Origin of the sequence: Crossiella sp. CA-258035 (assembly GCF_030064675.1) — a bacterium.
Taxonomy (GTDB): Bacteria; Actinomycetota; Actinomycetes; order Mycobacteriales; family Pseudonocardiaceae; genus Crossiella.
In genome coordinates this window covers 4,196,642-4,222,689 of sequence record NZ_CP116413.1, presented here as the reverse complement: position 1 = coordinate 4,222,689, position 26,048 = coordinate 4,196,642, and the positions used below count along the sequence as shown (strand labels likewise).

Annotated in this window: 19 protein-coding genes; 11 read left to right on the top strand and 8 right to left on the bottom strand. The window is 72.6% G+C overall.

Going from position 1 to position 26,048, the window contains the following annotated elements; all coding sequences use genetic code 11:
* The first annotated feature begins 48 nt into the window (after positions 1-48).
* The 3 genes from N8J89_RS19270 to N8J89_RS19260 are packed head-to-tail and all read left to right on the top strand — an operon-like array spanning position 49 to position 4,555.
* Positions 49-1,800 carry an ABC transporter ATP-binding protein gene (locus tag N8J89_RS19270; protein ID WP_283665759.1) on the top strand — a complete coding sequence of 584 codons (1,752 nt, stop codon included), beginning with the start codon at positions 49-51 and terminating at the stop codon, positions 1,798-1,800.
* Complete coding sequence (locus N8J89_RS19265; protein WP_283665758.1) at positions 1,797-3,557, top strand: ABC transporter ATP-binding protein; 1,761 nt, start codon at positions 1,797-1,799, stop codon at positions 3,555-3,557. The genes N8J89_RS19270 and N8J89_RS19265 overlap by 4 nt, the downstream gene beginning before the upstream one ends.
* On the top strand, positions 3,554-4,555 hold the full coding sequence (locus N8J89_RS19260; RefSeq protein WP_283665757.1) for a methyltransferase: 1,002 nt from the start codon (positions 3,554-3,556) through the stop codon (positions 4,553-4,555). Before N8J89_RS19265 ends, N8J89_RS19260 begins: the two co-directional genes overlap by 4 nt.
* On the opposite strand, the gene ggh is transcribed toward N8J89_RS19260, so the two are convergent.
* From ggh to N8J89_RS19235, 5 genes are read right to left on the bottom strand one after another with little or no spacing between them, the layout of a single operon-like run.
* Positions 4,552-5,877 (bottom strand): glucosylglycerate hydrolase, encoded by a 1,326-nt coding sequence (ggh, locus tag N8J89_RS19255; RefSeq protein ID WP_283665756.1) that lies wholly within the window; start codon positions 5,875-5,877, stop codon positions 4,552-4,554. The genes N8J89_RS19260 and ggh overlap by 4 nt on opposite strands.
* Entirely contained in the window at positions 5,874-6,965 is a 1,092-nt protein-coding gene (locus N8J89_RS19250; RefSeq protein WP_283665755.1) for an ABC transporter ATP-binding protein, read from the bottom strand. Before N8J89_RS19250 ends, ggh begins: the two co-directional genes overlap by 4 nt.
* Positions 6,966-7,001: 36 nt before the next feature.
* A complete protein-coding gene (locus N8J89_RS19245) occupies positions 7,002-7,844 on the bottom strand; it encodes a carbohydrate ABC transporter permease (protein ID WP_283665754.1) in 843 nt (280 codons plus the stop codon).
* Positions 7,841-8,686 carry a carbohydrate ABC transporter permease gene (locus tag N8J89_RS19240; protein WP_283665753.1) on the bottom strand — a complete coding sequence of 282 codons (846 nt, stop codon included), beginning with the start codon at positions 8,684-8,686 and terminating at the stop codon, positions 7,841-7,843. The genes N8J89_RS19245 and N8J89_RS19240 overlap by 4 nt, the downstream gene beginning before the upstream one ends.
* Position 8,687: 1 nt before the next feature.
* Positions 8,688-10,010, bottom strand: a complete 1,323-nt coding sequence (locus tag N8J89_RS19235) for an ABC transporter substrate-binding protein (RefSeq protein ID WP_283665752.1) — start codon at positions 10,008-10,010, stop codon at positions 8,688-8,690.
* A 69-nt stretch (positions 10,011-10,079) separates the two neighbouring features.
* On the opposite strand from N8J89_RS19235, the gene N8J89_RS19230 reads away from it, so the two are divergent.
* Entirely contained in the window at positions 10,080-11,249 is a 1,170-nt protein-coding gene (locus tag N8J89_RS19230) for an ROK family transcriptional regulator (protein ID WP_283665751.1), read from the top strand.
* Here the strand turns inward: N8J89_RS19230 and N8J89_RS19225 are convergent.
* Positions 11,246-12,409, bottom strand: coding sequence for an AI-2E family transporter (locus tag N8J89_RS19225; protein WP_283665750.1), 1,164 nt, complete (start codon positions 12,407-12,409; stop codon positions 11,246-11,248). The two genes, N8J89_RS19230 and N8J89_RS19225, sit on opposite strands and share 4 nt — an antisense overlap.
* Positions 12,410-12,599: 190 nt before the next feature.
* Between N8J89_RS19225 and N8J89_RS19220 the strand changes: the two genes are divergently transcribed.
* Together N8J89_RS19220 and N8J89_RS19215 are read left to right on the top strand one after the other, a co-directional pair.
* A complete protein-coding gene (locus N8J89_RS19220; RefSeq protein ID WP_283665749.1) occupies positions 12,600-14,342 on the top strand; it encodes a hypothetical protein in 1,743 nt (580 codons plus the stop codon).
* Positions 14,343-14,383: 41 nt separating this feature from the next.
* The gene (locus N8J89_RS19215) at positions 14,384-14,932 is read left to right on the top strand and encodes a GNAT family N-acetyltransferase (RefSeq protein ID WP_283665748.1); all 549 of its coding nucleotides are present in this window, start codon (positions 14,384-14,386) and stop codon (positions 14,930-14,932) included.
* Here N8J89_RS19215 and N8J89_RS19210 read toward each other — a convergent pair.
* Complete coding sequence (locus tag N8J89_RS19210) at positions 14,929-15,420, bottom strand: metallophosphoesterase family protein (protein ID WP_283665747.1); 492 nt, start codon at positions 15,418-15,420, stop codon at positions 14,929-14,931. The two genes, N8J89_RS19215 and N8J89_RS19210, sit on opposite strands and share 4 nt — an antisense overlap.
* A 9-nt stretch (positions 15,421-15,429) precedes the next feature.
* Positions 15,430-16,380, bottom strand: coding sequence for a hypothetical protein (locus N8J89_RS19205; protein ID WP_283665746.1), 951 nt, complete (start codon positions 16,378-16,380; stop codon positions 15,430-15,432).
* A gap of 153 nt (positions 16,381-16,533) precedes the next feature.
* On the opposite strand from N8J89_RS19205, the gene N8J89_RS19200 reads away from it, so the two are divergent.
* From N8J89_RS19200 to N8J89_RS19180, 5 genes are all read left to right on the top strand, one after another.
* A complete protein-coding gene (locus N8J89_RS19200; protein WP_283665745.1) occupies positions 16,534-17,517 on the top strand; it encodes a LysR family transcriptional regulator in 984 nt (327 codons plus the stop codon).
* Positions 17,514-20,258: a helix-turn-helix domain-containing protein gene (locus N8J89_RS19195; RefSeq protein WP_283665744.1), complete on the top strand. Its 2,745-nt coding sequence runs from the start codon at positions 17,514-17,516 to the stop codon at positions 20,256-20,258. Before N8J89_RS19200 ends, N8J89_RS19195 begins: the two co-directional genes overlap by 4 nt.
* Positions 20,259-20,333: 75 nt before the next feature.
* The gene (locus N8J89_RS19190) at positions 20,334-21,734 is read left to right on the top strand and encodes a glycoside hydrolase family 18 protein (RefSeq protein WP_283665743.1); all 1,401 of its coding nucleotides are present in this window, start codon (positions 20,334-20,336) and stop codon (positions 21,732-21,734) included.
* Positions 21,731-23,824 carry a chitinase C-terminal domain-containing protein gene (locus tag N8J89_RS19185; RefSeq protein ID WP_283665742.1) on the top strand — a complete coding sequence of 698 codons (2,094 nt, stop codon included), beginning with the start codon at positions 21,731-21,733 and terminating at the stop codon, positions 23,822-23,824. The genes N8J89_RS19190 and N8J89_RS19185 overlap by 4 nt, the downstream gene beginning before the upstream one ends.
* A 110-nt stretch (positions 23,825-23,934) precedes the next feature.
* Positions 23,935-26,043, top strand: coding sequence for a tetratricopeptide repeat protein (locus tag N8J89_RS19180; protein WP_283665741.1), 2,109 nt, complete (start codon positions 23,935-23,937; stop codon positions 26,041-26,043).
* The last annotated feature ends 5 nt before the right edge of the window (positions 26,044-26,048 follow it).

Below are 26,048 nucleotides of genomic sequence, written 5' to 3'. Positions count from 1 at the left end.
GCACTTGAACCGGCAAGGTCTTAGGCAAGCCTAACCTTGGGGGTTTGAATGGTGGTCCAGGACGCCGGTCCGCGCCTGATCCGGTTCCGCGCCGCGGGGCATCTGCTGCGGCCGGTGCGGGCGCACCTGCTCGGCTGCGCGGCGCTGTCCGCGCTGGGCGAGGCAGCGGGACTCGTGCCCTACCTCGCGGTCGCCGAGATCGCGCGCTCGGCGTTGACCGGGGCCGGCGGCGCGGTGTGGTGGTGGGCGGTGGCGGGTGCGCTGGGCGCGCTGCTGCGGCTGGTGCTGCTCGGCCTGTCCTCGCACCTGGGCCACCACGCCGACGCGCGCATGCTGCACCACCTGCGCGGCCGGATCGTGCGGCACCTGGGCGTGCTGCCGCTGGGCTGGTTCCGCTCGGCGGGCTCCGGCCAGGTCAAGAAGGCGATGACCGGTGACCTGGAGGACATGCACAACCTGTTCGCGCACTCCCTCGGCGAGCTGGTCGGCGCGACCACCGCGACCGTGCTGGGCTTCGGCTACCTGGTGCTGGTGGACTGGCGGCTGGCGCTGGTCACGCTCGCGGTCCCGGCGCTGGCGCTGTTCTGCTACCGGATCGCGATGCGCTCCATGCCGCAGCACATGGCCCGGCTGTTGATCGCCGAACGGGAGGTCAGCGCGGCGGCGGTGGAGTACGGCGACGGCATCGTGGTGGCCAAGACCTTCGGCGCGGGCGGGCGGGTGCTGGACCGCTTCACCACGGCCGTGCGCGAACAGCAGCAGGCGTTTCGGGTGTGGGTGGACGAGGTCCGGCACAGCTCCGCGCTCAACCGGGTGCTCGGCTCGGAGCTCACCACGCTCGTAGTGGTGCTGGCGGTGGGCCTGCCGATGGTGGCCGCGGGCGGGCTGGCCGCGCCGGACCTGCTGCCGTTCCTGGTGGTCGGCCTGGTGCTGCCGAACGCGTTGCTGCCGCTGGTGCACGGCGGCATCGGCCTGCGCACCGCGCGGGTGGCCGCCGGGCACATCGAGGATCTGCTGGCCCGTCCCGGCCTGCCCGAACCCGGACTGCCGCGAAGGCCGGACGGGCACCGGGTGGAGTTCGACCGGGTCAGCTTCTCCTACGACGGCGGGACCAACGCGCTCACCGGGTTCAGCGCGGTGTGCGAACCGGGCACGGTGACCGCGCTGGTCGGCCCCTCCGGCGCCGGGAAGTCCACGGTGGCCGCGTTGTTGCCGCGCTTCTACGAGGTCACCGGCGGGGCGATCCGGATCGGCGGTGTCGATGTCCGCGAGATCGCCCCGGCGCAGCTGTTGTCCTTGCTGGCGCTGGTGTTCCAGGACGTGGTGCTGCTGCGGGACACGGTGACCGAGAACATCCGCATCGCCCGGCCGGAAGCCACCGACGCGCAGGTGCGGGCCGCGGCCGAGGCGGCCCAGATCCACCAGGTGATCATGGCGCTGCCGCAGGGCTACGACACCGTGCTGGACGCGGGGTCCGGCGGCCTGTCCGGCGGGGAGCGGCAGCGGCTGACCATCGCCCGCGCGCTGCTGGCCGACGCGCCGATCGTGGTGCTGGACGAGGCCACCGCCGCGCTGGACCCGGACAGCGAGGCCGCGGTGCAGGACGCACTGTCCACATTGGTCACCGGCCGGACCGTGCTGGTGATCGCGCACCGCCTGCCCACCATCGCCTCGGCCGACCAGATCCTGGTGCTGGACAACGGTCACCTGGTCGAACGCGGCACCCATCCGGAACTCCTCGCCCGATCAGGCTTGTACGCGCGCCTGTGGCAGGCTCAGCGGAACGGAGACCACGCATGATCGGCCAGCTCCGCCGGTTGTGGCCGGAACCAGGGCCACTGCTGCGCTTCGCGGTGTTGCAGGCGCTGCTCGCGGTGCTGCAAGGGTTGTTGCTGGGCCTGCTGTTCCCGGTCCTGCGCGCGGTGCTGCGCCCGGAACCGGACTTCGCCGCGGCCATGCCGTGGCTGCTGGCCGGCGCGGGCGGGGTGCTGTTGCACTGGGCGCTCAGCGTGGTGGCCACCCCGGTCGGTTTCGCGGCCAGCGGCGAGCTGGGCGTGCAGCTGCGACTGCGGTTGATGGCACAGCTGACCACCTTGCCGCTGGGCTGGTTCACCGCCGGGGCCAAGGGCACCTTCGCCCGCACGGTGACCAGCGCGGCCACCGCGATCTCCCGGCTGTGCGTGGTGGTCGGCGGGCCGGTGATCACCTGCACGCTGGTGCCGCTCGCCGTCACCGCGGTCACCTTCGCGGTGGACTGGCGGCTGGGCCTGGTGCTGCTGGCCACCCTGCCGCCTGCCTTCCTGCTGCTGCGCCGCTGCCGCCGCGGCACCGCGCTGGCCAGTGCGGACATGGAGGAGGCCGCGAACGAGATCGCCGCCCGCGCGATCGAGTACGGCCAGGCCCAGCCGGTGCTGCGCGCCGCGGGACAGGCCGGGACCGGCACCCGGCAGATGAGCGCGGCACTGGCCGAGCACCACCGCCGGTATGCCCGCGCGCTCAACGCCTCGCTGCTGCCCACGCTGTCGGTGACCGGTGTGGTCGCGCTCGGGTTCGTCGCGGTGCTCGCCCTGGGCGTGCACTTCCTGCTGTCCGGCGCGCTCGCGGTGCCGGACACGGTCGCGCTGCTGGTGCTCGCGGTCCGCTTCCTGGAACCGCTGGGCGCGCTGGCCGGGCACGTACACGGTCTCGGCGCGCTGGACTACGGCCTGGACCGGGTCTCGCAGGTGCTGCGCACTCCCCCGCTGCCAGCGGCCACCAATCCGGTGCCGGGTGCCAGGCACAGCGGGATCGACCTGGTGGACGTCCGGCTCGAGTACCTGCCGGGCCGACCCGCGCTGGCCGGGGTGAACCTGCACTGCCCGCCGGGTTCGACCACGGCGCTGGTCGGGCCGTCCGGCTCGGGCAAGACCACCGTGATCCGGCTGATCGCCCGGTTCCTGGACGCCACCGAGGGCGTGGTGCTGGTGGGCGGGCAGGACGTGCGCGACTACGACCACGAGCAGCTGCTCGGCGAGATCGCGATCGTGTTCCAGGAGGCCTACCTGTTCGACACCACCATCGAGGACAACCTGCGCCTGGCCCGGCCCGGGGCCACCGACGCCGAGCTGGCCGAGGCGGCGCGGTCCGCGCGGCTGGACGAGGTGGTCGACCGGCTGCCCGAGGGCTGGCGGACCAGGGTCGGCGAGGGCGGGGCGCAGCTCTCCGGCGGGGAGCGGCAGCGGGTGGCCATCGCCCGCGCCTTCCTCAAGCAGGCGCCGATCGTGCTCATCGACGAGGCCGCCTCCGCGCTGGACGCGGAGAACGAACAGGCCATCAGCCAAGCGATCGCCGCACTGGCCGCCGATCCCCGCCGCACCGTGCTGGTGATCGCGCACCGCCCCACCACCCTGGCCGCGGCCGACCAAGTGGTCGCTCTGGCAGCCGGGCGCGTGGTGGAGACCGGCACCCCCGCGGAGCTGCTGCGCACCCAGGGCGCGTTCGCCCGCATCCACCGGCAGTACGAACAGGCGCGCGGCTGGCGGATCAGCGCGCGCGAACAGGAAGGAGCACCCCGATGACGGTGTCCACAGTGGTCCAGCTGCTCAAGGGCGCGGCGGTCACCCAGGTGGTCGGCGTGGCCGCCCGCCTCGGCGTGCCGGACGCCCTCGGGCCGCAACCCCGACCCGCTGCCGAGATCGGCGCGGCCTGCGGACTCCCAGCGGAGCAGGCGGTCCGGCTGCTGCGGGCGATGGCCGACCTCGGCCTGTGCGCCGAGCACGATCGCGGCTTCACCGCCACCGAGGACGGCAACCTGCTCCGGTCCGATGTGGACGGTTCACTGCACGCCTACGCCCTGCTGGCCAGCCACCCCACCGCACTGGAACCCTTGGCCCGTCTGGAGTTCAGCCTGCGCACCGGCCGCGCGGCCTTCCCGGAGGTGTTCGGGCGCGGGGTGTTCGAGCACTTCGCCGCCGACCCGGAGCTGGCCGCGCTCTACAACACCGCGATGGGCCAGCCCACCCGGCACATCGCCGAGTCGCTGCCCGCGCGCTACGACTTCGGCCGGTTCAGCTCGGTCACCGACGTCGGTGGCGGCGACGGCACCCTGCTGATCACCCTGCTCCGCCACTTCCCCACGTTGCGCGGCCTGGTCATCGACACCGGGGCCGCCATCCCGCAGGCCGCCAGGGCGGTGCGCAGGGCCGGTCTGGCTGACCGCTGCGACACCCAGGCAGGCGACTTCTTCGCCGCGGTGCCCAAGGGATCGGACCTCCTGGTGCTCAAGTGGATCTTGCACGACTGGGATGACGAGGCGGCCACCCGGATCCTGGCCAACTGCCGGGCCGCGCTGCCCGCGCACGGCCGGGTGCTCATCGTGGACGACGTGCTCCCCGAGCGAGGAAACCCGGACCAGCCAAGGGATCCGGGCCTGAAGGACCTCAGCATGCTGGTGCTCTACGGCGGCCGGGAACGCACGCGAGCGGAGTTCGAGCGACTCTGCGCGGACGCGGGACTGGTGGTCACTGACGTGGTGCGCGAGGACGGGGTCAGCCTGGTGGAGGCGGCTCCGGTCTAGCAGAGCCAGTCCAGGACCACCGCCGCGGTCCAGGACTGGTCCAGGCTGCCCAGGGGCTGGCCGGTGAGCGGGTGGTAGTACTCGGCGAAGGTGCCGTCCGCGCACAGCCGGATGCCCTCGGCGCGCTGCTTCTCCGCCTGCTCGGCCCAGCCGCGTCTGGCGAAGGCCCAGCTGAACAGCCAGGCCATCACCGGCCACTGTGGACCTCGCCAGTACTGCCGGGGCCGGAACGCCGGGTCCGAGGGCGCGGTGGAGGGCAGCACGGCGGCGGCCAGGTCCGGGTGCCCGCACCAGTCCGGACCGTCCACAATGGATAGCAGGTGCTGTTCCGCTTGGGGCTCAAGGCCGCCGCAGAGCAGCGGGGCGAACCCGGCGAGGGTGCGGGTGGCGATCCACTCGCCCGCGCGGAAGTCCCGGTCCCTGGCCAGGCCGGTGGCCGGGTCCACCGTGGCCGCGACGGCGGCGCGGCTACGGTGGGCCCAGCCTGCCAGCTGCGCGACCATGGTCGCGGGCTGGCCGATCTGCTCGCCCAGCTCCGCGAGCACCTCGCAGGCCAGGGCGAAGATCGCGGTGAAGAAGACGTCGCCGACCAGGAAGCTCGATCCGCGCACCACCCGGCCGGGGTGGTAGCCGACCCGCCGCATCTCCTCCACCAGCCACAGGTAGCGGTCGTACTCGGCGTCGGAGGGCCGCATCCCGGCCTCGACCAGGCGCAGGTCCCGGCGGGTGTAGGGCGGCAGGTCGGGGCCGGGGCGCACGTTGGCGTAGGCGGGGTCCCAGCGCGGCGAGTTGTCCATACCGGACTCCCAGCCGTGCACGATCGCCAGCAGGCCCTCGCCGCCGGGGTCGCGGTGCTCGGCCAGCCAGTGGTGCCAGGCGAACAGCTTCGGCCAGGCCCGCCAGACGAAGTCCTCGGCCACCGCCCGGTCCAAGCCGCCGCGGCCACGGGCGATCTCCAGCAGCCTGCGCACCGCGATGGCGTGCACCGGCGGCTGGCAGATGCCGGAGGTGCGCACCCGGCGCGGGGCCTGCGCGCTGAGCTCCTGCGCGCCCCAGCGGTCCGGTCCGGGGAAGTAGTCCGCGGCCTGCTGGCTGTACACAATGTGCGGCAGCATTCCGCCGCGCCACTGGGCGGCGAACAGGGTGTCCAGCTCGGCGCAGGCGCGGCCGACGTCCAGGTGCGCCAGGCCGATGGCGATGAAGGCCGCGTCCCAGCTCCACATGTGCGGGTACAGCTGCGGCGCGGCGGTGACCAGCGCGCCGGTGTCGTTGCCGCGCAACACGTAGGCCGCGCGGGCGGTGAGCGGCGGGGCGAGGATCACGCGGTCTCCAGCAGCAGGTGGGTCTCCGGGTCGTACCAGCGGCAGCGCTCGGCGGGCAGGGTCAGCGTCAGCCGATCCCCAGGTGTGGCGCGGAAGTCGGCCGGGGCCTGCACCTTGAGCTGGTGGCCGGACAGGGTCAGGGTCAGCAGCACCGCGGCACCCAACGGCTCGAAGACCTCCAGCTCGGCCACGAGGCCTTCGGCGTCACCCCCAGTGGCGACCCCGAAGGCCTCGGGCCGGACCCCCAGTCTCAAATCGCGGCCGGTGTAGCCGCGCAAGGCTTGCGGCACGGCCACGCTGTGCGCGCCCAGGTCGAGCCGGAGCGCGCCCGTGCCGTCCTCGGCCACGGTGCCGGTGAGGAAGTTCATCGGCGGGCTGCCGATGAAGCCGCCGACGAACTCCTCGGCGGGCTGGTCGTAGACGGTGGTGGGCGCGTCGCACTGCACGATCCGGCCCTGCCGCATCACCGCCACCCGGTCGCCAAGGGAGAGCGCCTCCACCTGGTCGTGGGTCACGTAGAGCGTGGTGGTGCCCAGCTCGGCGACCAGCTTCTTCAGCTCGGCCCGGAACGACAGCCGCAGCAGAGCGTCCAAATTGGACAGTGGCTCGTCCATCAGCAGCACCTCGGCGTCCATCACGATGGCCCGCGCCACCGCCACCCGCTGCCGCTGCCCGCCGGAGAGCTTGGCCGGGTAGCGGTCCAGGTACGGGGTCAGCTGGAGCACCTCGGCCGCCCAGGCCACCTTGCGCCTGATCTCAGCGGGATCGACGCCGCGCATGCGCAGCCCGAAGCCGATGTTGTCGGCGACCCTGCGGTGCGGGAACACCGCGTAGGACTGGAACACCATGGACAGGTTGCGCCTGCGCGGTTCCAGGTAGGTGACGTCCTTGCCGCCGATGACGATCTGCCCGCCGTCGGGCAGCTCCAGCCCGGCCACCATGCGCAGCAACGTGGTCTTGCCGCAGCCGGAAGGGCCGAGCAGCACCATGAACTCGCCGTCGGCCACGTGCAGGCTGACCTCGTCGGTGGCCCTGGTGGTGCCGCCGGGATAGGTCTTGACCAGGTTGTGCAGTGCGATCTCTGCCATCGGGATGAGTGCTCTCGTCTCGGCGGGTCGGGCGGCTCAGCGCAGGGTGGTGCCCCACATGTTCAGCAGGTAGCGGCGCATCAGGAAGATGAACAGCAGCGCGGGCAGCACCAGCACAAAACCGCCGGCGAAGCGGTAGGCGTTGGGCGAGTCCGCCAGCGAGGCCAGCACCTGCGCGGGCAGGGTCCGGTGGCCCAGGGTCAGCACGGCCGCGCCGAGCACCTCGTTCCAGGACAGCACAAAGGTGAACACCGAGGAGGCGGCCAGGCCGGGCAGCGCCATCGGCAGCACCACCCGCCGCATCGCCTGCAACGGGGTGCAGCCGAAGACCAGCGCGGCCTCCTCCACATCCCGTGGCACGCCGACGAAGATGCTCGCGGTGATCAGGATGGTGGTGGGCAGCGCGAGCGCGGTGTGCACCAGGGTCACCGCGAACACAGTGTCGTCCACGCCCACGCGCAGGAACATGGTGGCCAGCGGCACCGACAGCACCACGATCGGCAGCGCCCGGACCAGCAGGATCAGCACCTGGTAGGCGTCCCGGCCGCGGAAGTCGAAGCGGGACAGCGCATATCCGGCCGGCGCGCCCAGCAGCAGCGCGAGCAGCACCGTGTACACCCCGACCAGCACCGAGTTGCCGAAGGCCGGGACCACCCCGGTGCCGCCGATGAAGCCCAGGACGCTCTCGGTGTCGAACTCGCTGGGCAGCAACGGTTTCGGGAACTCGGTGAGCGCGGTGCGGGAGGACAGCGCGGACAGTCCGATGAGGACGATCGGCAGCAGCAGGAACGTCGAGACGGCGATGCAGGCCAGCTGCACCAGGATCCGCCGCTGCCGCCGCCTGCGCAGCGGGGCCAGGTCGACCGGTGGCCGGGTCATCGCGCGCCTCCCCCGGCCGGCTGGCGCAGTGCGCGCAGGTACAGGACCGCGGTGCCCAGCGACAGCGCGAGCACGACCAGGGCGACTGCGCTGGCCACCGATGGGTTCTGCAGCGTGACGTGCCACTGGTAGGTCTCCCCCACCAGCAGCGGGAAGTCGCGCCCGGTCAGCGCCTGGGCAACCGCGAAGGCTTGCAGCGCCAGGATGGTGCGCAGGATCAGCGCGACCTGGAGGCTGGGCCGCAGCAGTGGCAGGGTGACGTGCCAGAGCCGTTGCCAGGCGGTGGCGCCGAAGACCTGGGCCGCCTCGTCGTAGTCCGGCGGCAGCATCTGCACCCCGGCCACCACGATCACGAACACCATCGAGGTGGCCCGCCAGACCTCCGCGACCACCACCGCGAACAGCATGGTGCCCGGACTGTCGTAGCTGAGCCAGGCGATGCCATGCTCGGACAGGCCGAGGGTGATCAGCAGCGAGTTGAGGTAGCCGCGGTCGGCGAAGACGGTCAGCCACACCAGTCCGGCGGCCAGGTCGGAGATGGCCAGCGGGATGGCCCACAGGTAGAAGTGCACGCCGGCGAAGCGCGGTTTGGCCTGGATCAGCAGGGTCATGCCGACCGCGAGCACCAGCTGGATGGGCACCACGATCACGATGAGCAGCACGGTGTTGCGCAGCGCCTGCCCGAAGTAGGGGTCGGTGAACAGCCGCTGCCAGTGGGCCAGGGTGAACCCGCTGCCGTCCTGGAAGGCGGCCAGCACCCCCTGTGCCAGCGGCCAGCCGAACAACAGCGCCAGCAGCACGGTGGAGGGAGCCAGCAGCAGCCACGGTGTCCGCCCGGTCATCTCAGCCCACCTCGCAAACGCCGTCGCCGCGCGGATCCGGCGCCCAGCACGGCACCTTGGCCTCGGCCAGCACCTTGGCCAGCACCCCGGTTTGTCTGTCCACAGTGGATCGAGTGTCCGCCCCGCCGAGCACGATGGACTGGAAGCAGTCCCGGAACGCCTTGCCCAGCTCCCCTTCCCGGCTGCCCAGCCCGACCGGCGGCAGGGACAGCAGCGCGCCGGGCAGCTGCCGCTGCTTGGCCACCGCGGCGGCCTCCAGCCGGATCGCCGGCGGCAGGTCCGCCGGGATCGGGGTGCGCACGGTGGGGAAGAAGGCGTTGGCGCGCAACAGTTCGATCTGGGTCTGCGCCTTGCTCAGGGTGGCGATCAGCCGGCGCGCCTGGTCCTGGTGCGGCGCGCCCTTGGGGATGGCCAGGCCGGTGAGCACGGCCATGTAGCCGCGTCCCTTGGGCCCGCGCGGGGCGGGCAGCATCCGCCAGCGGTCCGGTTCGCGCTTGGGCACGTTGACCAGCCGGGCCACGTGGTCCCAGGCGAAGCGCACCTCACCGGCCTCCAGCGGGTCCTGCATGAAGTCGTAGTTGGTGCTGGCCGGGGCGCAGTTGCGCCAGAGCTCGCGCAGGTACTCCCAGGCGGTGACGGCCTCCGGGGAGTTGAAGGTGGTGATCTGCCCGCCGGTGAAGGAGGGCAGCAGGTAACCCTGGAGGAAGCGGTGCAGCAGGCCCTTGGGACCGCCGGGCAGGCCGAGCATCGGCCGGTTCCCGTTGGCGCGGCGGGCGTTCACCGCCCAGTCCAGGAACTGCTCGTAGCTCAGGTCCTCGGGATCAGCACCGGATGGCAGATGGGCCAACGCGTCCACGTGCGCGGCGAGCAGGTAGCTGGCCTGCGCCCACGGCACGTACCAGGTGCGGTCGGTGCCCGCCTTGGCCAGTTCCAGGTACTCCGGCGGCCAGCCGAGCGCGCTGAAGTCGGCCACCAGGTCGGTGAGGTCGGTGAGGCAGTCCGGGGCGAGCGGGGCCAGGTCGCCGTGCAGGCCGCCGAGCAGCGCGACCCGCACGTTGCCCGCCTCGACCTGGCTGCGCACCTGGGTGGTGAACTGCCCGGGGTCGCTGGTGACGTAGCCGACCTCGGCGTCGAAGCTGCGGCGCAGCAGCGACCGGAACCGCTCCGCCTCCTCCACCGGGGTGAACTGGGTGGACAGGAAGGTCAGGCCCGAGGTGCCGGAGGTGGCGAAGCCGACGCAGCCGCCCAGCAGCGGCGCGGCCGCCGCCCCCGCGCCCGTGGCCAGCACGCCACGCAGCAGCGATCGGCGGGAGAACCCGGCCACGGCCACCTCCTCGTGCGAGACTTCCGTCTAGTCGCTAGACATAAGTACGGGTGGCTCAAGATAGGGGGCGTGCAGGTGGACGTCAACGCCACATCAGGACCGCTGTCCCCCGGCCGGATCCTGGCGGTGTTGCGCAGGGACGGCCCGATGACCCGGCAGGAGCTCCAGGCCAGGGTCGGGCTCTCCCGCGCCACCATGGTCGAGCGCCTGGACGCGCTGAGCAGGATGAAGCTGCTGCGCACGGCCGGTCGCCAGGCATCCAGCGGCGGCAGACCGGCCGAGCTGCTGGCCGCCGACGAGGCCGGGCGGTGTGCCCTGGTCGCCGACATCGGGGTCAGCCACCTGGCGGTCGCGGTCGCCGACCTGACTGCCACCGTGCTGGCGGTGCGCCGGGAGAAGGTGCCGGCCCGGCAGGACCCGGCGGCAGTGCTGGAGCGGGTGCTGGCCCTCGGCGCGGAACTACTCGCTGAGACCGGCCGCGCCGAGGACTTCTGCGTGCTGGCCGCGGGCATCCCCGGCCAGGTGGACCCGACCTCCGGCGCGAACACCGCGCCACCGAGCATGCCGGGCTGGTCCGGCACCGCGGTGCACGACGCCATCGCGGCCAGGGTGCGGGTGCCGGTGGTGGTGGAGAACGACGCGAACGCGCTGGCCTTCGGCGAGCACCTGGCCGACGGCGCCCCGGCCACCACCATGCTCGGGGTGAAGGTGGGCACCGGCATCGGCAGCGGCGTGGTGATCAACGGCCGCCCGTACCGGGGCGTCACCGGCAGCGTCGGCGAGATCGGCCACATCAAGCTCGCCGGTCACGAGGAGCGCTGCGCCTGCGGCCGCTCCGGCTGCCTGGCCGCGGTGGCCAGCGGCCGCGCCCTGCTCCGCCTGCTCCGCCCCAGCGGCGTGCGCACGCTGGCCGACGTGGTGCGCCAAGTGGAACAGGGCCGCGAGGAGGCGGTCGCCACGGTGACTGAGGCGGGACGACAGCTCGGCGGCGTGCTGGCCACAGTGGTCAGCATCGTCAACCCGCAACACCTCCGCCTCGGCGGCCCGATCGGCGCACTGCCACGGTTCGCCGACGCGGTCCGCGCGGCCGTGCTGGACCAGGCACACCCGGTGGCGCTGCTGGGCCTGCGCGAGATCACCCCGGCCCGCCTCGGCGACCAGGCACCGTTGATCGGGCTGGCCGGGCTGGCCGCGGACGCGGTGTTCGATCCGTCCACTGTGGACGCTCAACTGGCCTAGGCGCGGTCCAGCCTCGGGTACACGACCTCCTGGGTGATCAGCAGCAGCGCGGCGGCCACCGGGATCGCCACCAGTGCGCCGACCACGCCGAGCAGTGCCCCGCCCAGCACCACCGCCACCACCGTGACCAGGGCGGGCACCCGCACCGTGCGGCCGATGATCTTCGGGATCAGCAGGTAGTCCTCCAGCAGCCGGTAGCCCACCACGAAGCCGACGGTGGCCAGGCCCACCGGGACCGAGACGGTCAGCGCGACCAGGCTGATCAGCACGCCGCCCGCGATCGAGCCGACCACCGGGATCAGGTCCAGCAGCGCCACGGTGAGCGCCAGCAGCAGGGCGTAGGGCACGTCGAAGACCAGCAGCCAGACCAGGGTGAGCGCGCCGGCGATCAGCGAGACCAGCAGGTTGCCCAGCACGTAACCGCCGACCTTGACGCAGATCTCATCGCTGATCAGGATCGTCCTCGGCCGCCGCGAGTGCGGCACGAACCGGTACAGCCCGGTGCGCACCCTCGGCAGCTCGACGGTGAAGTAGACCGTCAGCACCAGCAGGATCACCAGGTCGGCCAGGGTGCTGAACACCGCCAGCCCGGCCTGCACCAGGCCCGCGCTGCCGCTGAGCACCTGTTCCAGCACCTGCCGCAGCTCGACCCGTTCGTTGAGCCGGGCCAGCCAGGAGTGCTCCGCCACCGCCTGGCGCAGGTACGCCGGCGCCCGCTCGGCGAACTGCATGACCTGCTCCGCCAGCACCGGGACGGCCACCGCCAGGAAGCCGCCCACCACTCCGAACCCAGCCAGGAACACCGCGGTGACCGCCAGCCAGCGCGGGAAGCGCCGGTTCACCAGCCAGGAGACCAGCGGTTCGATCCCGATGGCCAGGAACAGCGCGAGGCCGATGACGATCAGCACCCCGCGCAGGTCGGTCAGCACCAGCACCAGCCCGTAGGTGACCGCGACCCCGGCGGCCGCGGCCAGCCCGATCAGGAACGGCGAGCGCCGGTTGAAACGCGGGCCGAGGGTGCCCAGTGGCGCGCCGGGTTCGCTGATCCGCGCCGCCTCGGCCTCGGCGTGCGCCAGCGGACCCTCCCGCTGCTCGTCGTGCGGCTGGCCGACCAGGTCGTGGTGGCCGTCGGCGGCGGCCGAACCCGAGGTCGAGGACATGGCGGTCGGTCCCCTTTCCAGCGCAGCACCGGCCGGTACCGCTGCTGGGCTGGAGATATCCGGCGCGCCTACAGCCGAAACGTCAACCAGCCGAAAGGTGGGAATGGGGACCGGCACGGATCACCTTGCCCACGTGCTCGCGCACTCCCTACCGTGAATCTGGTCACCGTCATTTTCTGTTGGAGGCGGCATGAAGCGCAGCACACACCGGTGGTCGGCGCTGGCCGCCACCACCGCGATCACCGGCACCCTGCTCAGCCCGGTCGCCCTGGCCGCGCCGGGCTCGGCCAGCCGGGTGGAGCGCAGGGTGGAGACCGCGCTGCCGGACCAGGTCGGCGACGGTGTGCTGGTCAGCCGGGTCGACCTGCGCTCGCCACTGCCCCCAGCGGTCGGCCCCCGCCCGGAGGCGTGTGAGTGGATCAGCTACCTGCGCTACCGCCCGACCGGTGGGCCGGCCGATCCGCAGCGGGCCGACTCGGTCTTCGTCGAGCAGCCGGGTTCCTTCGGCAGCGCGGACAACAGCGACAGCCTGGCCCGCAACACCGTCCGCTCGGCGCTGGGCAAGGGGCAGCGGGTGGAGTTCTGGGCGCAGGCCCGCAGGCCCAACTGCCTCACCGACAACACCGGGCTGCGCGCCGGGTGGGCCGCGCGGGACTGGCGGGTGGCCTTCGACTACTACTATCAGGGCAAGGTCATCGGCGGCCGCAAGTTCGAGGGCTTCAAGAAGGACAGCGAGCTCGGCTTCCTGGCCGAGATCGGCGTCGAGCAGACCGTGCGCGACCAGTACGACCTGATGCTGCACGAGCTGCCCGACTCGGAGTTCCGGCGCACCAGGACGGTCTGCGGCGGCGCGTCCATGGCCGGGCTGATGACCGGCTTCTTCGCCGCCTGGGACTTCGACGGCGACCCGGCCACCACCGCCGACGCCGGGTACCGGCAGTGCGGCGCGTTCTTCGGCCTGGACACCCTGGTCACCAGCGATCCCGTTGGCCTGCAAACCAATCCGCTGCTGAAGTGGGCGGCCAACCTGGTGGTCGGCAAGACCCACGACGTGGCGGTCCGGCTGCTGCGGTCGGGGGTGCTGCCGCGCTCGCTGGTGAGCGTGCCGGGGGTGAACGCCGAGCTGTTCAACGCCCTCGGCATCATCGGCATCGGCGCGCACTTCGAGCCCGGCGCGGAAACCGACCTGCACCGCAGGCTGCCGGCCAACCCGGTCACCGACACCGCGCTGCGCCTGCTGTTCGCCCGCAGCTACGTCGACTTCCTCAGCGGCGCCAACGACATCCGCGAGTTCCGCTTCACCAACGCCGCCCTGCTGGGCACCCTCATGGACAACAACACCGCCAACCTCGGCATCCTGCAGGTCGGCCTGGGCGCCTACACCGGCGGCCCGGTCGCCCCCAAGACCTTCCCGCTGCCCGGCCAGGTCAGCGGCCTGCCCCTGGTCGGCGACTGGCTGGCCACCGTCACCGGCCCGAACCCCAGGGTGGGACCCACCGACAAGAAGGCCCTCTACGGCTGGCGCAACCACGACAACGTCCAGGGCGTGGACTACACCTCACCGGGACACGAGGTGACCAGCCTGCCCGACCTGGCCCGCCAGTTCGGCAACCCCGGCATCAACTCCTGGGAGTACTACCACTCGGTGCGCACCCTGGTCGACTTCGGCCTGGCCCTGGCCGGTTCCCGGGACGGCGAGCTGGTCAACCTCCGGCACGCCGCGGCCGCCAAGGCCAAGCCCACGCTGATCATCGGCGCCACCGACTCCGCGATCGGCGCCCCGCTGAAGCTGTTCTTCCCCAAGGGCACCACCCTCGCGCCCGGCTACACCCACATCGACACCCTGACCGCGTCCTACCGCCAGAACACCGGCAGGCCCGAGCACATCTCCGACCTGCTCAGCACCTTCGCCGCCACCCAGACGCGCGACTAAATCCGCTGGACACCCGCACCCGGGCCACACAGGATGGCCCGGTGCAGGTCTTCCTGGAAACCGACCGGCTGGTGCTGCGCCGGTTCACCGAGTCCGATGTGGACAACCTGGTGCAGCTGGACAGCGATCCCGAGGTGATGCGCTTCCTCACCGGCGAGCCGACGCCACGCGCGGTGATCGAGCACCAGGTGCTGCCCAAGCTGCTCTCCCACTACGAGCTCGGCCCCGCCGGGACCTGGGCCACCATCGAGCACGCCACCGGCGAGTTCATCGGCTGGCTCGCCCTGGAACCGCCTGCCGACGGCAGCGCCACCGAGGTGGAGCTCGGCTACCGGTTCCAGGCGCGGTTCTGGGGCCGGGGTTATGCCACCGAGGGCGCGCGGGCGTTGGTGCGCAAGGGTTTCACCGACCTGGGCGTGCAGCGGGTGTGGGCCCAGACGATGGCGGTCAACACCGCCTCCCGCCGGGTGATGGAGCGGGCCGGGCTCAAGCACGTGCGGACCTTCTTCCCGCACTTCGACGATCCGCTGCCGGGCACCGAGCAGGGCGAGGTCGAGTACGAGCTGCTGCGCGCGGACTGGACCGGCTAGGTCACCGGGATGATCCGGGCCTCGGCCAGCTCACCGCGCTCGATCCGCAGCAGGCCCATGGTGCCCTGCGGCTGACGGCGGCGGTCGGTGGGCGAGCCCGGGTTAAAGATCCGGACGCCGTCGCCGGTGACGTCCATCGGGATGTGCGAGTGGCCGAAGACGACCAGGTCCGCCTCGGGGAACCGGCGGCGCATCCGCGCGGTGCGGCCGTTGGCCTGGCCGCTGTCGTGGATCATCGCCACCCGCAGTCCGTCCAGGTCCAGCTCCAGGGTCTCCGGCGCGCCCCAGGCGGCGACGTCCGGGCCGTCGTTGTTGCCCAGCACCGCGTGCACCGGGGCGAAGGCGGCCAGCTCGTGGAGCACGTTCGCGGTGCACACGTCACCGGCGTGCAGGATCACGTCCGCCTCGCGCAGGTGTTCGGCGACCGCGGGCGGGCAGCCCTTCCAGCGGCGCGGGGCATGGGTGTCGGCGAGCACGGCGACCAGCACCGGGACAGCTTATCCGGCCAGTTCCCTGGCGAACTGCCGCAGCCGGTCCAACGGGGAAGGCTGGTGCCGCCGGTCGGGCGGCAGGATCTCCAGCAGCTCCGCGTCGGTGGCCGGGCGGGCGGCCAGGACGGCCGCGCGCAGCAGTTTCCGGTCCACGCCAACGCCGCCGAGCACCCGCACCGCCAGCCGCTCCCGCTGGTGGAGGTAGCCGTGCTGGCCCGCGGTGCGCTGGTAGCGCAGGCCGGGGGTGTCCTCGGCGCACTCCAGGCTGGCCGCGCACCCGTCGGCGGCTGGTCCCAGCGGCATCGCGCGGACCTCGACATCCTTGGCACCGCGTGGTTCGCCCTCCGGCGCCAGGCGCCAGCCGTCCGAGTCTCGCCGGATGCGGTAGCCGGGCAGTTCGGTGGCGAAGAGCTGGGTGCGGTCGACGCTGGTGGCGGCGAGCCTGCGGCTGACCTCCGCCGGGTCCGGCGGCAGCGCGGCCAGCCCGGCGAGCAGCCAGCCGCCCAGCGCCACGGTGACCACGAGCGAGCCCACGGCCAGGTACCACCGGCGCAGCAACAGCCCGGCCACCAACACGAACGGCACCGCGCCCGCGAGCAGCCCCAGCGGCGGGCGGCTGACCGCCAGCCCCAGCTCGTTGGTCACCGCCCAGCCCAGCCACCACCCGAGCCCGCCGAACCCGCCCACCAGGACCGCCCAGCAGCACCGGCCGACCCGGCTGCCGCCGAGCCAGGACTCCCCCGGCGCCAGCGAAGCCGCGCCGTACAGGATCGCGAACCCGGCCAGCCCCACCGCCACGGTCATCCCCACCGCGGGCAAACCGCCGCCGAAGAGCGCCGCGAGGACCGAGAAGAGGCCGAACGGCATGATCACCGCGCCGAAGAACCCGGCGGTGGTCAGCTGCCCGAGAACCCTGGGCAGGGGCCGCCGGGGTGCCGGCTCGATGATCTCGGACACGCGGTGACATTCGCACGGCGGCCGGAAACCCGGAAATCCGCAAATCTACTCAGCGGGCTCAAGTCTGCCGGGAGCAAGGGTTTTCCCTCGTTACCCCACCCACTCCCCCGTCGTTAGCCTGGGCGGAAGCGGAAAACGGGGTCAGGAGGAGCGGTGGACCTGGGGCCTCAACACCTCCGGATGATCGACGCCATCGCCTCGGCCCGGAGCATCAGCAAGGCCGCCATCCAGCTCGACCTGACCCAGCCCGCGGTGAGCACCATGCTGCGCAGGGTGGAGAGCCACCTCGGCACCCAGCTGTTCGTGCGCACCCCCGGCGGCGTCACGCCCACCCCGGTCGGCGCGGAGGTCGCCACCAGGGCCCGGGCGATCCTGGCCGGGCTCGACGACCTGGACCTGGTGCTCGCTCCCCCGCGCGAGCAGCCGGACTCGCCGGTGCTGCGGATCGGCTTGCAGGCATCGCCGCTGACCGGTCGGGTGGCCGGGCGGCTGGGTTCGGTGCTGCCCTTCGCCAGGGTGCTGCTGCGGGTGGATCCCGGCTGCGGCACGCTCACCGCGCTGCTGGACTCCGGCGCGCTGGACCTCGCGCTGTACCTGGAACCCGACCTGCCCCCGGCCGCCTCGCGGGCGGTCCGGCAGGTGCTCATCGAGTGCGAACCGGTCTACATCGGGGTGGCCGCGGACGGTCCGCTGGCCGCGCGCGCCGAGCTGGAGCTGGCCGAGCTGGCCGGGCAGGAATGGGTGGACGACCCCTCGGACAGCGGGCCGTGGCCGGCCTACTTCCGGCAGCGGTGCGCCGAGGCCGGGTTCACGCCGAGGGTCACGTACTGGTGTGGCAACTGGGAGATGGCGGCGGCGCTGGTGGCGGCCGGTCGCGCGCTGGGCTGTTTCTTCCCGGTGGACCAGCCGAGGGAGGGGGTGGTGCTCAAGCCGGTTCGGGGCACGCCGCTCGCGCAGCGGGTGGTGCTGGCCAGCGATCACGCGCACCTGGCCGCGGCCCGGCGACTTCGCGCCGAGCTGGGCCGCGCCTACCTGGAACTGGTGGCGGCCAGTCCGGGGTACGCGCGCTGGTGGGACCAGCACCCGCTGGCGCACCCCGCCCTCCCTCCGGTCGGCACGTGCCGGAAAGCGGGGTGAGCGGAACGGAGCCCCTGCCGGACCTACTCGCGGCGCTGCACCGGCACGGCCGGGTGGCGCTGTTCGGACCGGCGGGCTCCGGCAAGACCGCGGTGGCCCACGGGGTGGCCGCCGCGGCGGCCAGGGGCGGCGCACTGGTGATGCGCTCCAGCCCCTGCGCCGAAGACCCGGCGATCGTCCACAGTGGACTGGCGGAGCTGCTCACCTCGCTGGCTCCGCCGTCGCTGGCGATGGTCACCGGGGACCGCAGGGAGGTGCTGTCGGCGCTGGTGCGCCGCGGCCCGGCGCCCGCCAGGGGAACGGACCCCCTGGCGGTGCGCCTTGCCCTGGCCGAACTCCTGGACGCCTTGGCCACGCGGGACGGGGTGCTGGTGGTGCTCGACGGCGTGCAGTGGCTGGACCCGGACAGCCGGGACGCCCTGCGCGGCGCGCTGCGGGCGGTGCGCTCGCCCGGTCTGCGGCTGCTCACCACCGAGCGCAGGGCCACCGCCCCGGTGGCCGGGCACGAGCTGTGCCAGGAGAGCTGGCCGGTGCCGATGCCCGCGCTGACCCCGGACGCGCTGGTGGACCTGGTCACCGGCCTCGGCCTGCCGCACCGGTGGACCGGCCAGGTGCTCGCGCACAGCGGCGGCAACCCGGCGCTGGCGGTGGAGCTCACCCGCGCGCTGCTGGCCGGTGGCCGGGCCGCGCTGCCCCCGGAACCGCTGTCCCCCTCCCCTGGCGCACGCGAACTGATCCGGTTGTGGCTCAACGAGATCGGCGATCCGGTGCGGCGCTGCGCGGTGCTGGCCGCGCTGTGCCGGGACCCGACGGTGACCGTGCTCAACCGCATCCGCCCCGGCCTGGCCGCCGAGGAGCTGGCCACCGCCGAGGCGGCGCGGCTGCTGCGGGTGCGGCACGAGGAGATCCGGTTCACCGCCGCGGCCATCCCGCTGGTGCTGGCCGCCGACGCCGGACCGGACGCCAGGGCGCGGGCGCACGCCCGGCTGGCCGACGCGGTGGACGATCCGGTGGCCGCGGTCTGGCACCAGGCGCACGCGCACCAGGAGCCCGACCGGGCGCTGGCGCGGCGGCTGCGCGCGGCCGCCGAGGAGTCCAGAACCCGTGGCGCGCATGCCTTCGCGGCCGAGCTGGGTCTGCTCGCCGCCCGCCGGCTGCCCCCTGGTGAACACGCCGAACTGGTGGCCTGCCTGCTCGCGGCGGCCATCGACGCGGGCGCGGCCGGCCGGTCCGACCTGGCCAGGGCGGCCGCGCACCGGGTGCTGCCGCACGCGCACCGGCCCGCCGACCGGGTGCGGGTCCGGCTGGCCCTGCTCGACGCGGCCTGCCAGCGGCTGGGCGGCACCGAGGAGGTGCTGGCCAAGGCCCGCGAGGAAGCAGGCGATGATCCGGAACTGCTGGCCGAGGTGCACCTGCGCACGGCGATCAAGGCGCACATCGCCGACGGCGACACCCGCCGCGCCGCCGAGGAGGCCGGGCTCGCCGCCGCGCTGGCCACCGGCCGCGGCCCGGCGCGCACCCTGGAACTGGCCCTGCTGATGCGGGCGAGGATGCAGCGCGGACTCGGCGACCCGGCCGCCGAACGAACCCTGGCCAGGGCCCTGGAGTGCGCGCCCGCGGTGTCCGCGCGGTTCCTGGCCGCCCGGCACGCCTTCTTCGACGACCGCCTGGACGCCGCGAGGGAAGAACTGCTGGCGCTGCTGCAACACCCGGTGGCGCACTCCGGGGCGACCACCCAGCTGGCCGAGGTGCTGCGCTGCCTGGTCGAGCTGGAGGCCCGCGCCGGGCACTGCCGGGCCGCCATCGAGCACGCGCGGCGGCTCACCGGGGTGCTCAGCGAGGCGGGCGCGGCCCCCGGACTGTCCTGGTACGCCATGGCCGTCGCCGAGTCCGCGGGTGGCGAGTTCGCCAGAGCCGCCCGGCTGGCCCGTCTCGGCGCGGCGGCGGCCGAGGAGGAGGGCGACGTGGTGTTCCTGCCGCGCAGTCTGCTGGTGCTCGGCACGGTCGAGCTGGCCACCGGCGAGGCCGCGCGGGCGGTGGCCGCGCTGGAGCGGGTGCGCGTGCTGGAGACCGCGCAGCAGATCGCCGACCCCTCCGTGCTGCGCTGGCACGGCGAACTGGCCGAAGCCCTGGTCGGCGCGGGCGATCCGGCCGCGGCCGCCACCCTGGTCGAACGCACCCGGCACCAGGCCCTCGCCCTGGACCGGCCGGGTGTGCTGGCCGCGCTGGACCGGGCCGAGGCCCTGGTGCGGATCGCGCGGCGCGACCTCGATGGCGCGGCCGGGCTGCTCACCGGCGCGGGCGAGCGCTTCGCCGCACTGGGCCTGCCGATCGAGCACGGCCGCACCCTGCTGGCGCTGGGCAGGCTGGAACGCAGCCGCCGCCGGGGCCCGGCCGCCCGGTCGGCGGTGCGCGCGGCGCTGACCGCCTTCCAGCAGCGCGGAGCCCGCCCGTGGGCCGCGCTGGCCGCCACCGAGCTGGACCGCCTGGGCTCCCCGGCCGCGATCCGGCCCGCCGTGCGCGGGCTGACCGCGGCCGAGGCCGAGCTGGCCGCGCTGGTGGCCGAGGGGCTGGGCAACCGGGAGGCGGCCACCCGGCTGTTCCTCAGCGTCAAGACGGTCGAGGGCAGGCTCACCCGGATCTACCGCAAGGTCGGCGTCCGCTCGCGCGCCCAGCTGGTCGCCGCGCTGCGCCGGTCACCCGGAGGGCGCATTAGACCGGTGGATGGGGAAGTGACATAGCCTGCCGGGGTCTCCAGGGTTGATCGTGGGAGCCAGTAATGGTTCAGACCACTCGGGCTCCCTCTAGGAGACTGCATGCGATCCCCTGCATTCCGGCGGTTCCTGACCGCCTCGGCCGCGGCCGGACTGGCCCTGGCCGGTCTCACCGCGCCTGCCTCAGCCGCTCAACCCCCTGCCCCGGCGGCCGCGCCGCACGTGGTGAACTACTACCCGCAGTGGGCGGTGTACGGCCGCAACGTCCACCTCGGCCACATCGAGAAGAACGGCTCGGCCGACGGGCTGACCGTGCTCAACTACGCCTTCGCCAACATCCACGCCACCAACCTCACCTGCTTCGAGAACACCGCCTCGGTGGGCAACCCCACCGATCCGGACTACCCGAAGGACAACGCGGGTGACGCGCACGCCAACTACCAGCGGGTGATCACCGCCGAGCAGTCGGTGGACGGCGTGGCCGACAACCCCTCGGCGAAGCTGCGCGGCAACTTCAACCAGCTCAAGAAGCTCAAGGCCAAGCACCCCGGGCTGAAGGTGCTGATGTCCATCGGCGGCTGGTCCTTCTCCAAGTTCTTCGCCGACGTGGCCAAGACCGACGCCGCGCGCAAGAAGTTCGTCCGCTCCTGCGTCGACCTCTACATCCGCGGCAACCTGCCGGTCCGCGACGACTGGGGCACCGGCAAACCCGCCGGTGGCACGGGCACCGGGGCCGACATCTTCGACGGCTTCGACCTGGACTGGGAGTACCCGGGCGGTGGCGGCCTTGAGGTCAACCACGTCGATCCCAACGACAAGCAGAACTTCACCTTGCTGCTCAAGGAGTTCCGCACCCAGCTGGACGCGGTGCGCAAGGGCATGCTGCTGACCGCGTTCACCGCCTCCGACCCGGCCAAGATCGACCGCGGCCTGGAGCTGGACCAGATCTTCAGCTACCTGGACTTCGCCAACCTGCAGGGCTACGACTTCCACGGCTCGTCCTGGGAGCCGAACCGGACCGGTCACCAGGCCAACATCCACGAGGACCCCAAGGACCCGAACCCGCCGGCGAGCCGGTTCAGCGTCGAGCAGGCGGTCAAGATCTACCGCGACGCCGGGGTGCCGGCGAGCAAGATCCTCATCGGCATTCCCTTCTACGGCAGGGGCTGGACCGGTGTCGAGGACGGCGGGGCCAACGGCCTGTACCAGTCCGCGCAGGGACCGGCGACCGGGGACTTCCCCGAGGAGCCGGGGGTGCGCGGCTACCGCAACCTGAAGTCCACATTGGACCCTTCGCAGATCTTCCACGACGACACCGCGATCGCCACCTGGGGCTATGACGGCACCGACTTCTGGTCCTTCGACGACGAGACGACAATCGCCCGCAAGACCGCCTACATCAAGGAACAGGGCCTGGGCGGCGCGTTCGCCTGGAACCTGGCCGAGGACGACGGCACGCTCTCCCGCGCGATGCGCGAGGGCCTGACCGGGGGCAGGCGATGAGGGGCTGGGGCGCGCTGGCGGCCGCGCTCACCCTGCTCGCGGCCGCGGCCGTCGCACCCGTCGCCACCGCCCAGCCCGGCCCCGCGGCCGAGGACTGCCGGCCTGATGGCCTGTACCAGAAACCGGGCGTCACCGTGCCCTACTGCACGGTCTACGACGCGCAGGGCCGGGAGAAGATGGGCGCGCACTCCCGGCGCGTGATCGGCTACTTCACCAGCTGGCGCACCGGCCGCAACGGCGCGCCGTCCTACCTGGCGCACAACATCCCGTGGGACAAGGTGACCCACATCAACCACGCCTTCGCCCACGTCGGCACGGACAACCGGATCTCGGTCGGCCCGGACGGTCCGGACAACCCGCACACCGGCATGGAATGGCCGGGCGTGCCGGGCGCGGAGATGGATCCCTCGCTGCCGTACAAGGGACATTTCAACCAGCTCACCAAGCACAAGAAGCAACACCCCACGGTGCGCACGATGATCTCGGTCGGCGGCTGGGCGGAGTCCGGTGGCATCCTGCGCCCGGACGGCACCCGGGACGCCACCGGCGGCTTCTACAAGCTGACCCAGACCCAGGCGGCGATCGACACCTTCGCCGACTCGGTGGTGACCTTCCTGCGCAGCTACGGTTTCGACGGGGCGGACATCGACTACGAGTACGCCACCTCGGCTCCGTTCGCGGGCAACCCGGACGACTACTGGATCTCCAACGCCCGGCGCGGCGAGCTGATGAAGGGCTACGTCGCGCTGATGAAGACGTTGCGGGAGAAGCTGGACACCGCCAGCGCGGCCGACGGCAAGCACTACCTGCTCACCGCCGCGGTGTCGGCCTCCGGCTGGCTGCTGCGCGGCGCGGAGACCTACCAGGTGACCCAGCACCTGGACTTCGCCAACCTGATGACCTACGACCTGCACGGCTCCTGGAACCAGTACGCCGGTCCGAACGCCGCGCTCTTCGACGACGGCAAGGACGCCGAGCTCAAGTTCTGGGAGGTCTACACGACTCCACAGTACGAGGGCATCGGACACCTCAACACCGACTGGGCCTACCACTACTTCCGCGGCGCCATGTCAGCAGGCCGGATCAACCTCGGCGTGCCCTTCTACACCAGGGGCTGGCAGGGCGTTTCCGGTGGCACCAACGGTTTGTGGGGCACCGCGCCGCTACCGGACCAGACGAAGTGCCCGCCCGGCACCGGATCCAGCGTCGGCTCGAAGGTGCCCTGCGGCAACGGCGCGGTCGGCATCGACAACCTGTGGCACGACGAGACCGCCGCCGGTGACGAGGTCCCCTCCGGCGTGAACCCCATGTGGCACGCCAAGAACCTCGAAGAAGGCATCACCCCCGACTACCTGGAGGCCTACGGACTCGACCCCAAGGACCCCAAGAACCAGCTCACCGGCACCTATGCCCGCAACTACGACAGCACCCTGGTCTCCCCCTGGCTGTGGAACGAGCAGAAGAAGGTGTTCCTGTCCACAGAGGACGAACAGTCCCTGGCGGCCAAGGCGAAGTACGTGGCGGACAAGGGCATCGGCGGCCTGATGATCTGGGAGCTGGCCGGTGACTCGGCCTGGGACGCCAAGACCGGGCAGTACCAGATGGGCCAGGACCTGATCACCACGATCAACGACGGCCTGCGCGGCGCGGCCCCCTACGGCAACACCAAGTCCGCCACTCCCCGACCGGCGGATGTGCTGGACGTGGGCGTGGAGCTGACCGGTTTCGCCCTGGGGGACGCCAACTACCCGATCACGCCGAGGGTGCGCCTGACCAACCGGTCGACGACCACCATCCCGGCCGGGGCGAAGGTGGAGTTCGACTACGGCACCAGCGCCCCCGGCAGCATGAACGACCAGTCCGGCTTCGGCCTGACCGTGACCCGCAAGGGCCACACCGGCCCGAACATCGGCGGGTTGAAGGGCGACTTCCAGCACGCCTCGTTCACCCTGCCGGCCGGTCGGACGATCCCACCGGGCCGCACGCTGGAGCTACAGGTGCGCTACTTCCTGCCGATCGCGACCCCGGGCAACTGGCGGGTGACCTTCGGCGGCCGCACCTACGGCTTGACCGCGGACCTGGCCCGCTGAACAGGTGAACCGGGGCGGCGGGCCAACCTGCCGCCGCCCCGGTTCAGCCGAACGAGTGGAACGACGCGAACCTGGCGAACACGCGCGATGGTTGGGCGAGGATTGGCCGCATGTCCGGCCACGACTCCCCCCTGCCCGCTGGTGAGAACCAGCTGGTGGGTGACGTGGCCGGAAACCTGGTGCAGGCCAACCACATCGACGCCGTCCACCTCCACCAGCCATCCCTGCGCCAGGTCAACCGGCCGTGGGCGTTCGGAGTGCTGCCGCCGAGGGCGGGCGCGTTCCAGAATCGTGCCGTGGCCGACGAGCTGGGCCAGGCGGCCACCACCAGCGTGGTGTCCGGACTGGGCGGCGTCGGCAAGACCCAGCTGGCCGCCGACCACGCCCGCACCCGCTGGCAAGCGGGCGAGCTGGACGTGCTGATCTGGGTCACCGCCGCTTCGCGCAGCGCGATCACCTCGGCCTACGCCGACGCCGCGCGCCTGCTGACCGGCATCGACGACCCGGACTCCGACCGCGGCGCGGCGCGGTTGATCGAGTGGCTGACCAGCACCGGCGAGCGGTGGCTGGTGGTGCTCGACGACCTCCAGCTGCCCGCCGACCTGCGCGGCCTGTGGCCCCCGCACACCGCCTCCGGCCACACCGTGGTCACCACCCGCCGCCGCGACGCGGCCCTGCTCGGCGACGGCCGCCGGTTCGTCCCGGTCGGCGAGTACACCCCGGCCGAGTCGCTGAACTACCTCCGCGCGAAGCTGCCCCAGCACGAGCAGCTGACCGCCCTGGCCCAAGACCTCGGCCACCTGCCCCTGGCGCTGGCCCAGGCCGCCGCCTACCTCGCCGACAACCCCTTGATCACCACGGTCGCCGAGTACCGCGCCCGGCTGGCCGACCGGCGCAGACGCCTGGCCGACTCCCTGCCCGACGGCCAGTCCCTGCCGGACGACCACCAGGCGACCGTGGACGCCACCTGGTCGCTGTCCATCGAGCTGGCCGACCAGACCGCCCCACCCGGCCTGGCCCGTCCGGTCCTGGAAATGGCCGCCATGCTGGACCCCAACGGCATCCCGGTCCCCCTGTTCACCGCACTCTCGGCCCTCGAACACCTGTCCGCCGCGACTCCCGACGAGGTCCGCGCGGCCCTGGCCTGCCTGCACCGGTTCAACCTCGTCACGATCGCCCCGGACGAGCTAGTCCGGGTGCACGCGCTGGTGCAACGCGCCACCCGCGAACACCTGAGCGACGAGCAGCACCGCGAGGCTGCCCAGGTCGCTGCGGCCGCCCTGCTGGAAATCTGGCCGGAAGTAGAGCGGGACACCGACCTCGCCATGATCCTCCGCACCAACGCCAGCGCGCTGCACTCCACCGCCGAAGCCGACCTCTGGATCCCGGACGCACACGAAGTGCTGTCCCGGATGGGCCCGGGTGTGGGGGGCGCTGGGTCTCTGGCCGCCGCGATCACCTACTGCGATCTGCTGCATGCCACCAGCACACTTCGCCTTGGCCCGGATCACCCCCACACCCTGAGTGCCCGCGGTGACCTTGCCTGTTTGCGTGGCAAAATCGGTGAACCGGCCGGAGCCGTCATCACATTCGAGCAACTGGTCCCCGACCTACAGCGAGTGCTCGGCCCGGACAACCCGCAAACCCTGACCGCTCGCTGCAACCTCGCCGTGTCGCGCAGTGAGGCCGGTGATCCAGACCAGGCCACCGCCGAGCTGGAACAGGTGCTGACGGACATGGAGCGGGCGCTGGGCCCGGATGACTCCCACACCCTGACCACTCGCAACCACCTAGCGCACGTTCGCTCCAAGGCGGGCGACCTGGCCGGGGCGGTTGCCGCGTTCGATCAGCTGCACACCGACCGACTCCGGCTCCAGGGGCCTGACCATCCGGAGACTCTGCTCACCCGCAGCCACTTGGCTCACGGGCGTGCTCTGGCGGGTGACCCAGCAGGAGCCGTCACCGCGCTCGAACAACTGGTCCCCGGCCTGCAGCGAGTGCTCGGTCCCGACCATCCACAAACCCTTTCCATGCGCCGCTTCCTGGCATTTTGGCGGGGCGAGGCCGATGACCGGACCACGGCCATCACCAGGTTCGAGCAACTGCTCGACAACCTGGATCAGGTGCTCAGTCCCGGCCAACCCGCCAGCCATCACGCGTTCACACGTTGGAAGGAGCAAACGGGGTCCGGGCCAACCAGCGACCCGGACCCCGCCTAGCAAAC

Excerpts from the sequence above, each read along its gene's own strand:
- N8J89_RS19260 (WP_283665757.1), top strand. The coding sequence starts at position 3,554 with ATGACGGTGTCCACAGTGGTCCAGCTGCTCAAGGGCGCGGCGGTCACC.
- N8J89_RS19240 (WP_283665753.1), bottom strand. The coding sequence starts at position 8,686 with ATGACCGGGCGGACACCGTGGCTGCTGCTGGCTCCCTCCACCGTGCTG.
- N8J89_RS19180 (WP_283665741.1), top strand. The coding sequence starts at position 23,935 with ATGTCCGGCCACGACTCCCCCCTGCCCGCTGGTGAGAACCAGCTGGTG.
- N8J89_RS19245 (WP_283665754.1), bottom strand. The coding sequence starts at position 7,844 with ATGACCCGGCCACCGGTCGACCTGGCCCCGCTGCGCAGGCGGCGGCAG.
- N8J89_RS19225 (WP_283665750.1), bottom strand. The coding sequence starts at position 12,409 with ATGTCCTCGACCTCGGGTTCGGCCGCCGCCGACGGCCACCACGACCTG.
- N8J89_RS19270 (WP_283665759.1), top strand. The coding sequence starts at position 49 with ATGGTGGTCCAGGACGCCGGTCCGCGCCTGATCCGGTTCCGCGCCGCG.
- N8J89_RS19190 (WP_283665743.1), top strand. The coding sequence starts at position 20,334 with ATGCGATCCCCTGCATTCCGGCGGTTCCTGACCGCCTCGGCCGCGGCC.
- N8J89_RS19220 (WP_283665749.1), top strand. The coding sequence starts at position 12,600 with ATGAAGCGCAGCACACACCGGTGGTCGGCGCTGGCCGCCACCACCGCG.
- N8J89_RS19250 (WP_283665755.1), bottom strand. The coding sequence starts at position 6,965 with ATGGCAGAGATCGCACTGCACAACCTGGTCAAGACCTATCCCGGCGGC.
- N8J89_RS19185 (WP_283665742.1), top strand. The coding sequence starts at position 21,731 with ATGAGGGGCTGGGGCGCGCTGGCGGCCGCGCTCACCCTGCTCGCGGCC.
- N8J89_RS19265 (WP_283665758.1), top strand. The coding sequence starts at position 1,797 with ATGATCGGCCAGCTCCGCCGGTTGTGGCCGGAACCAGGGCCACTGCTG.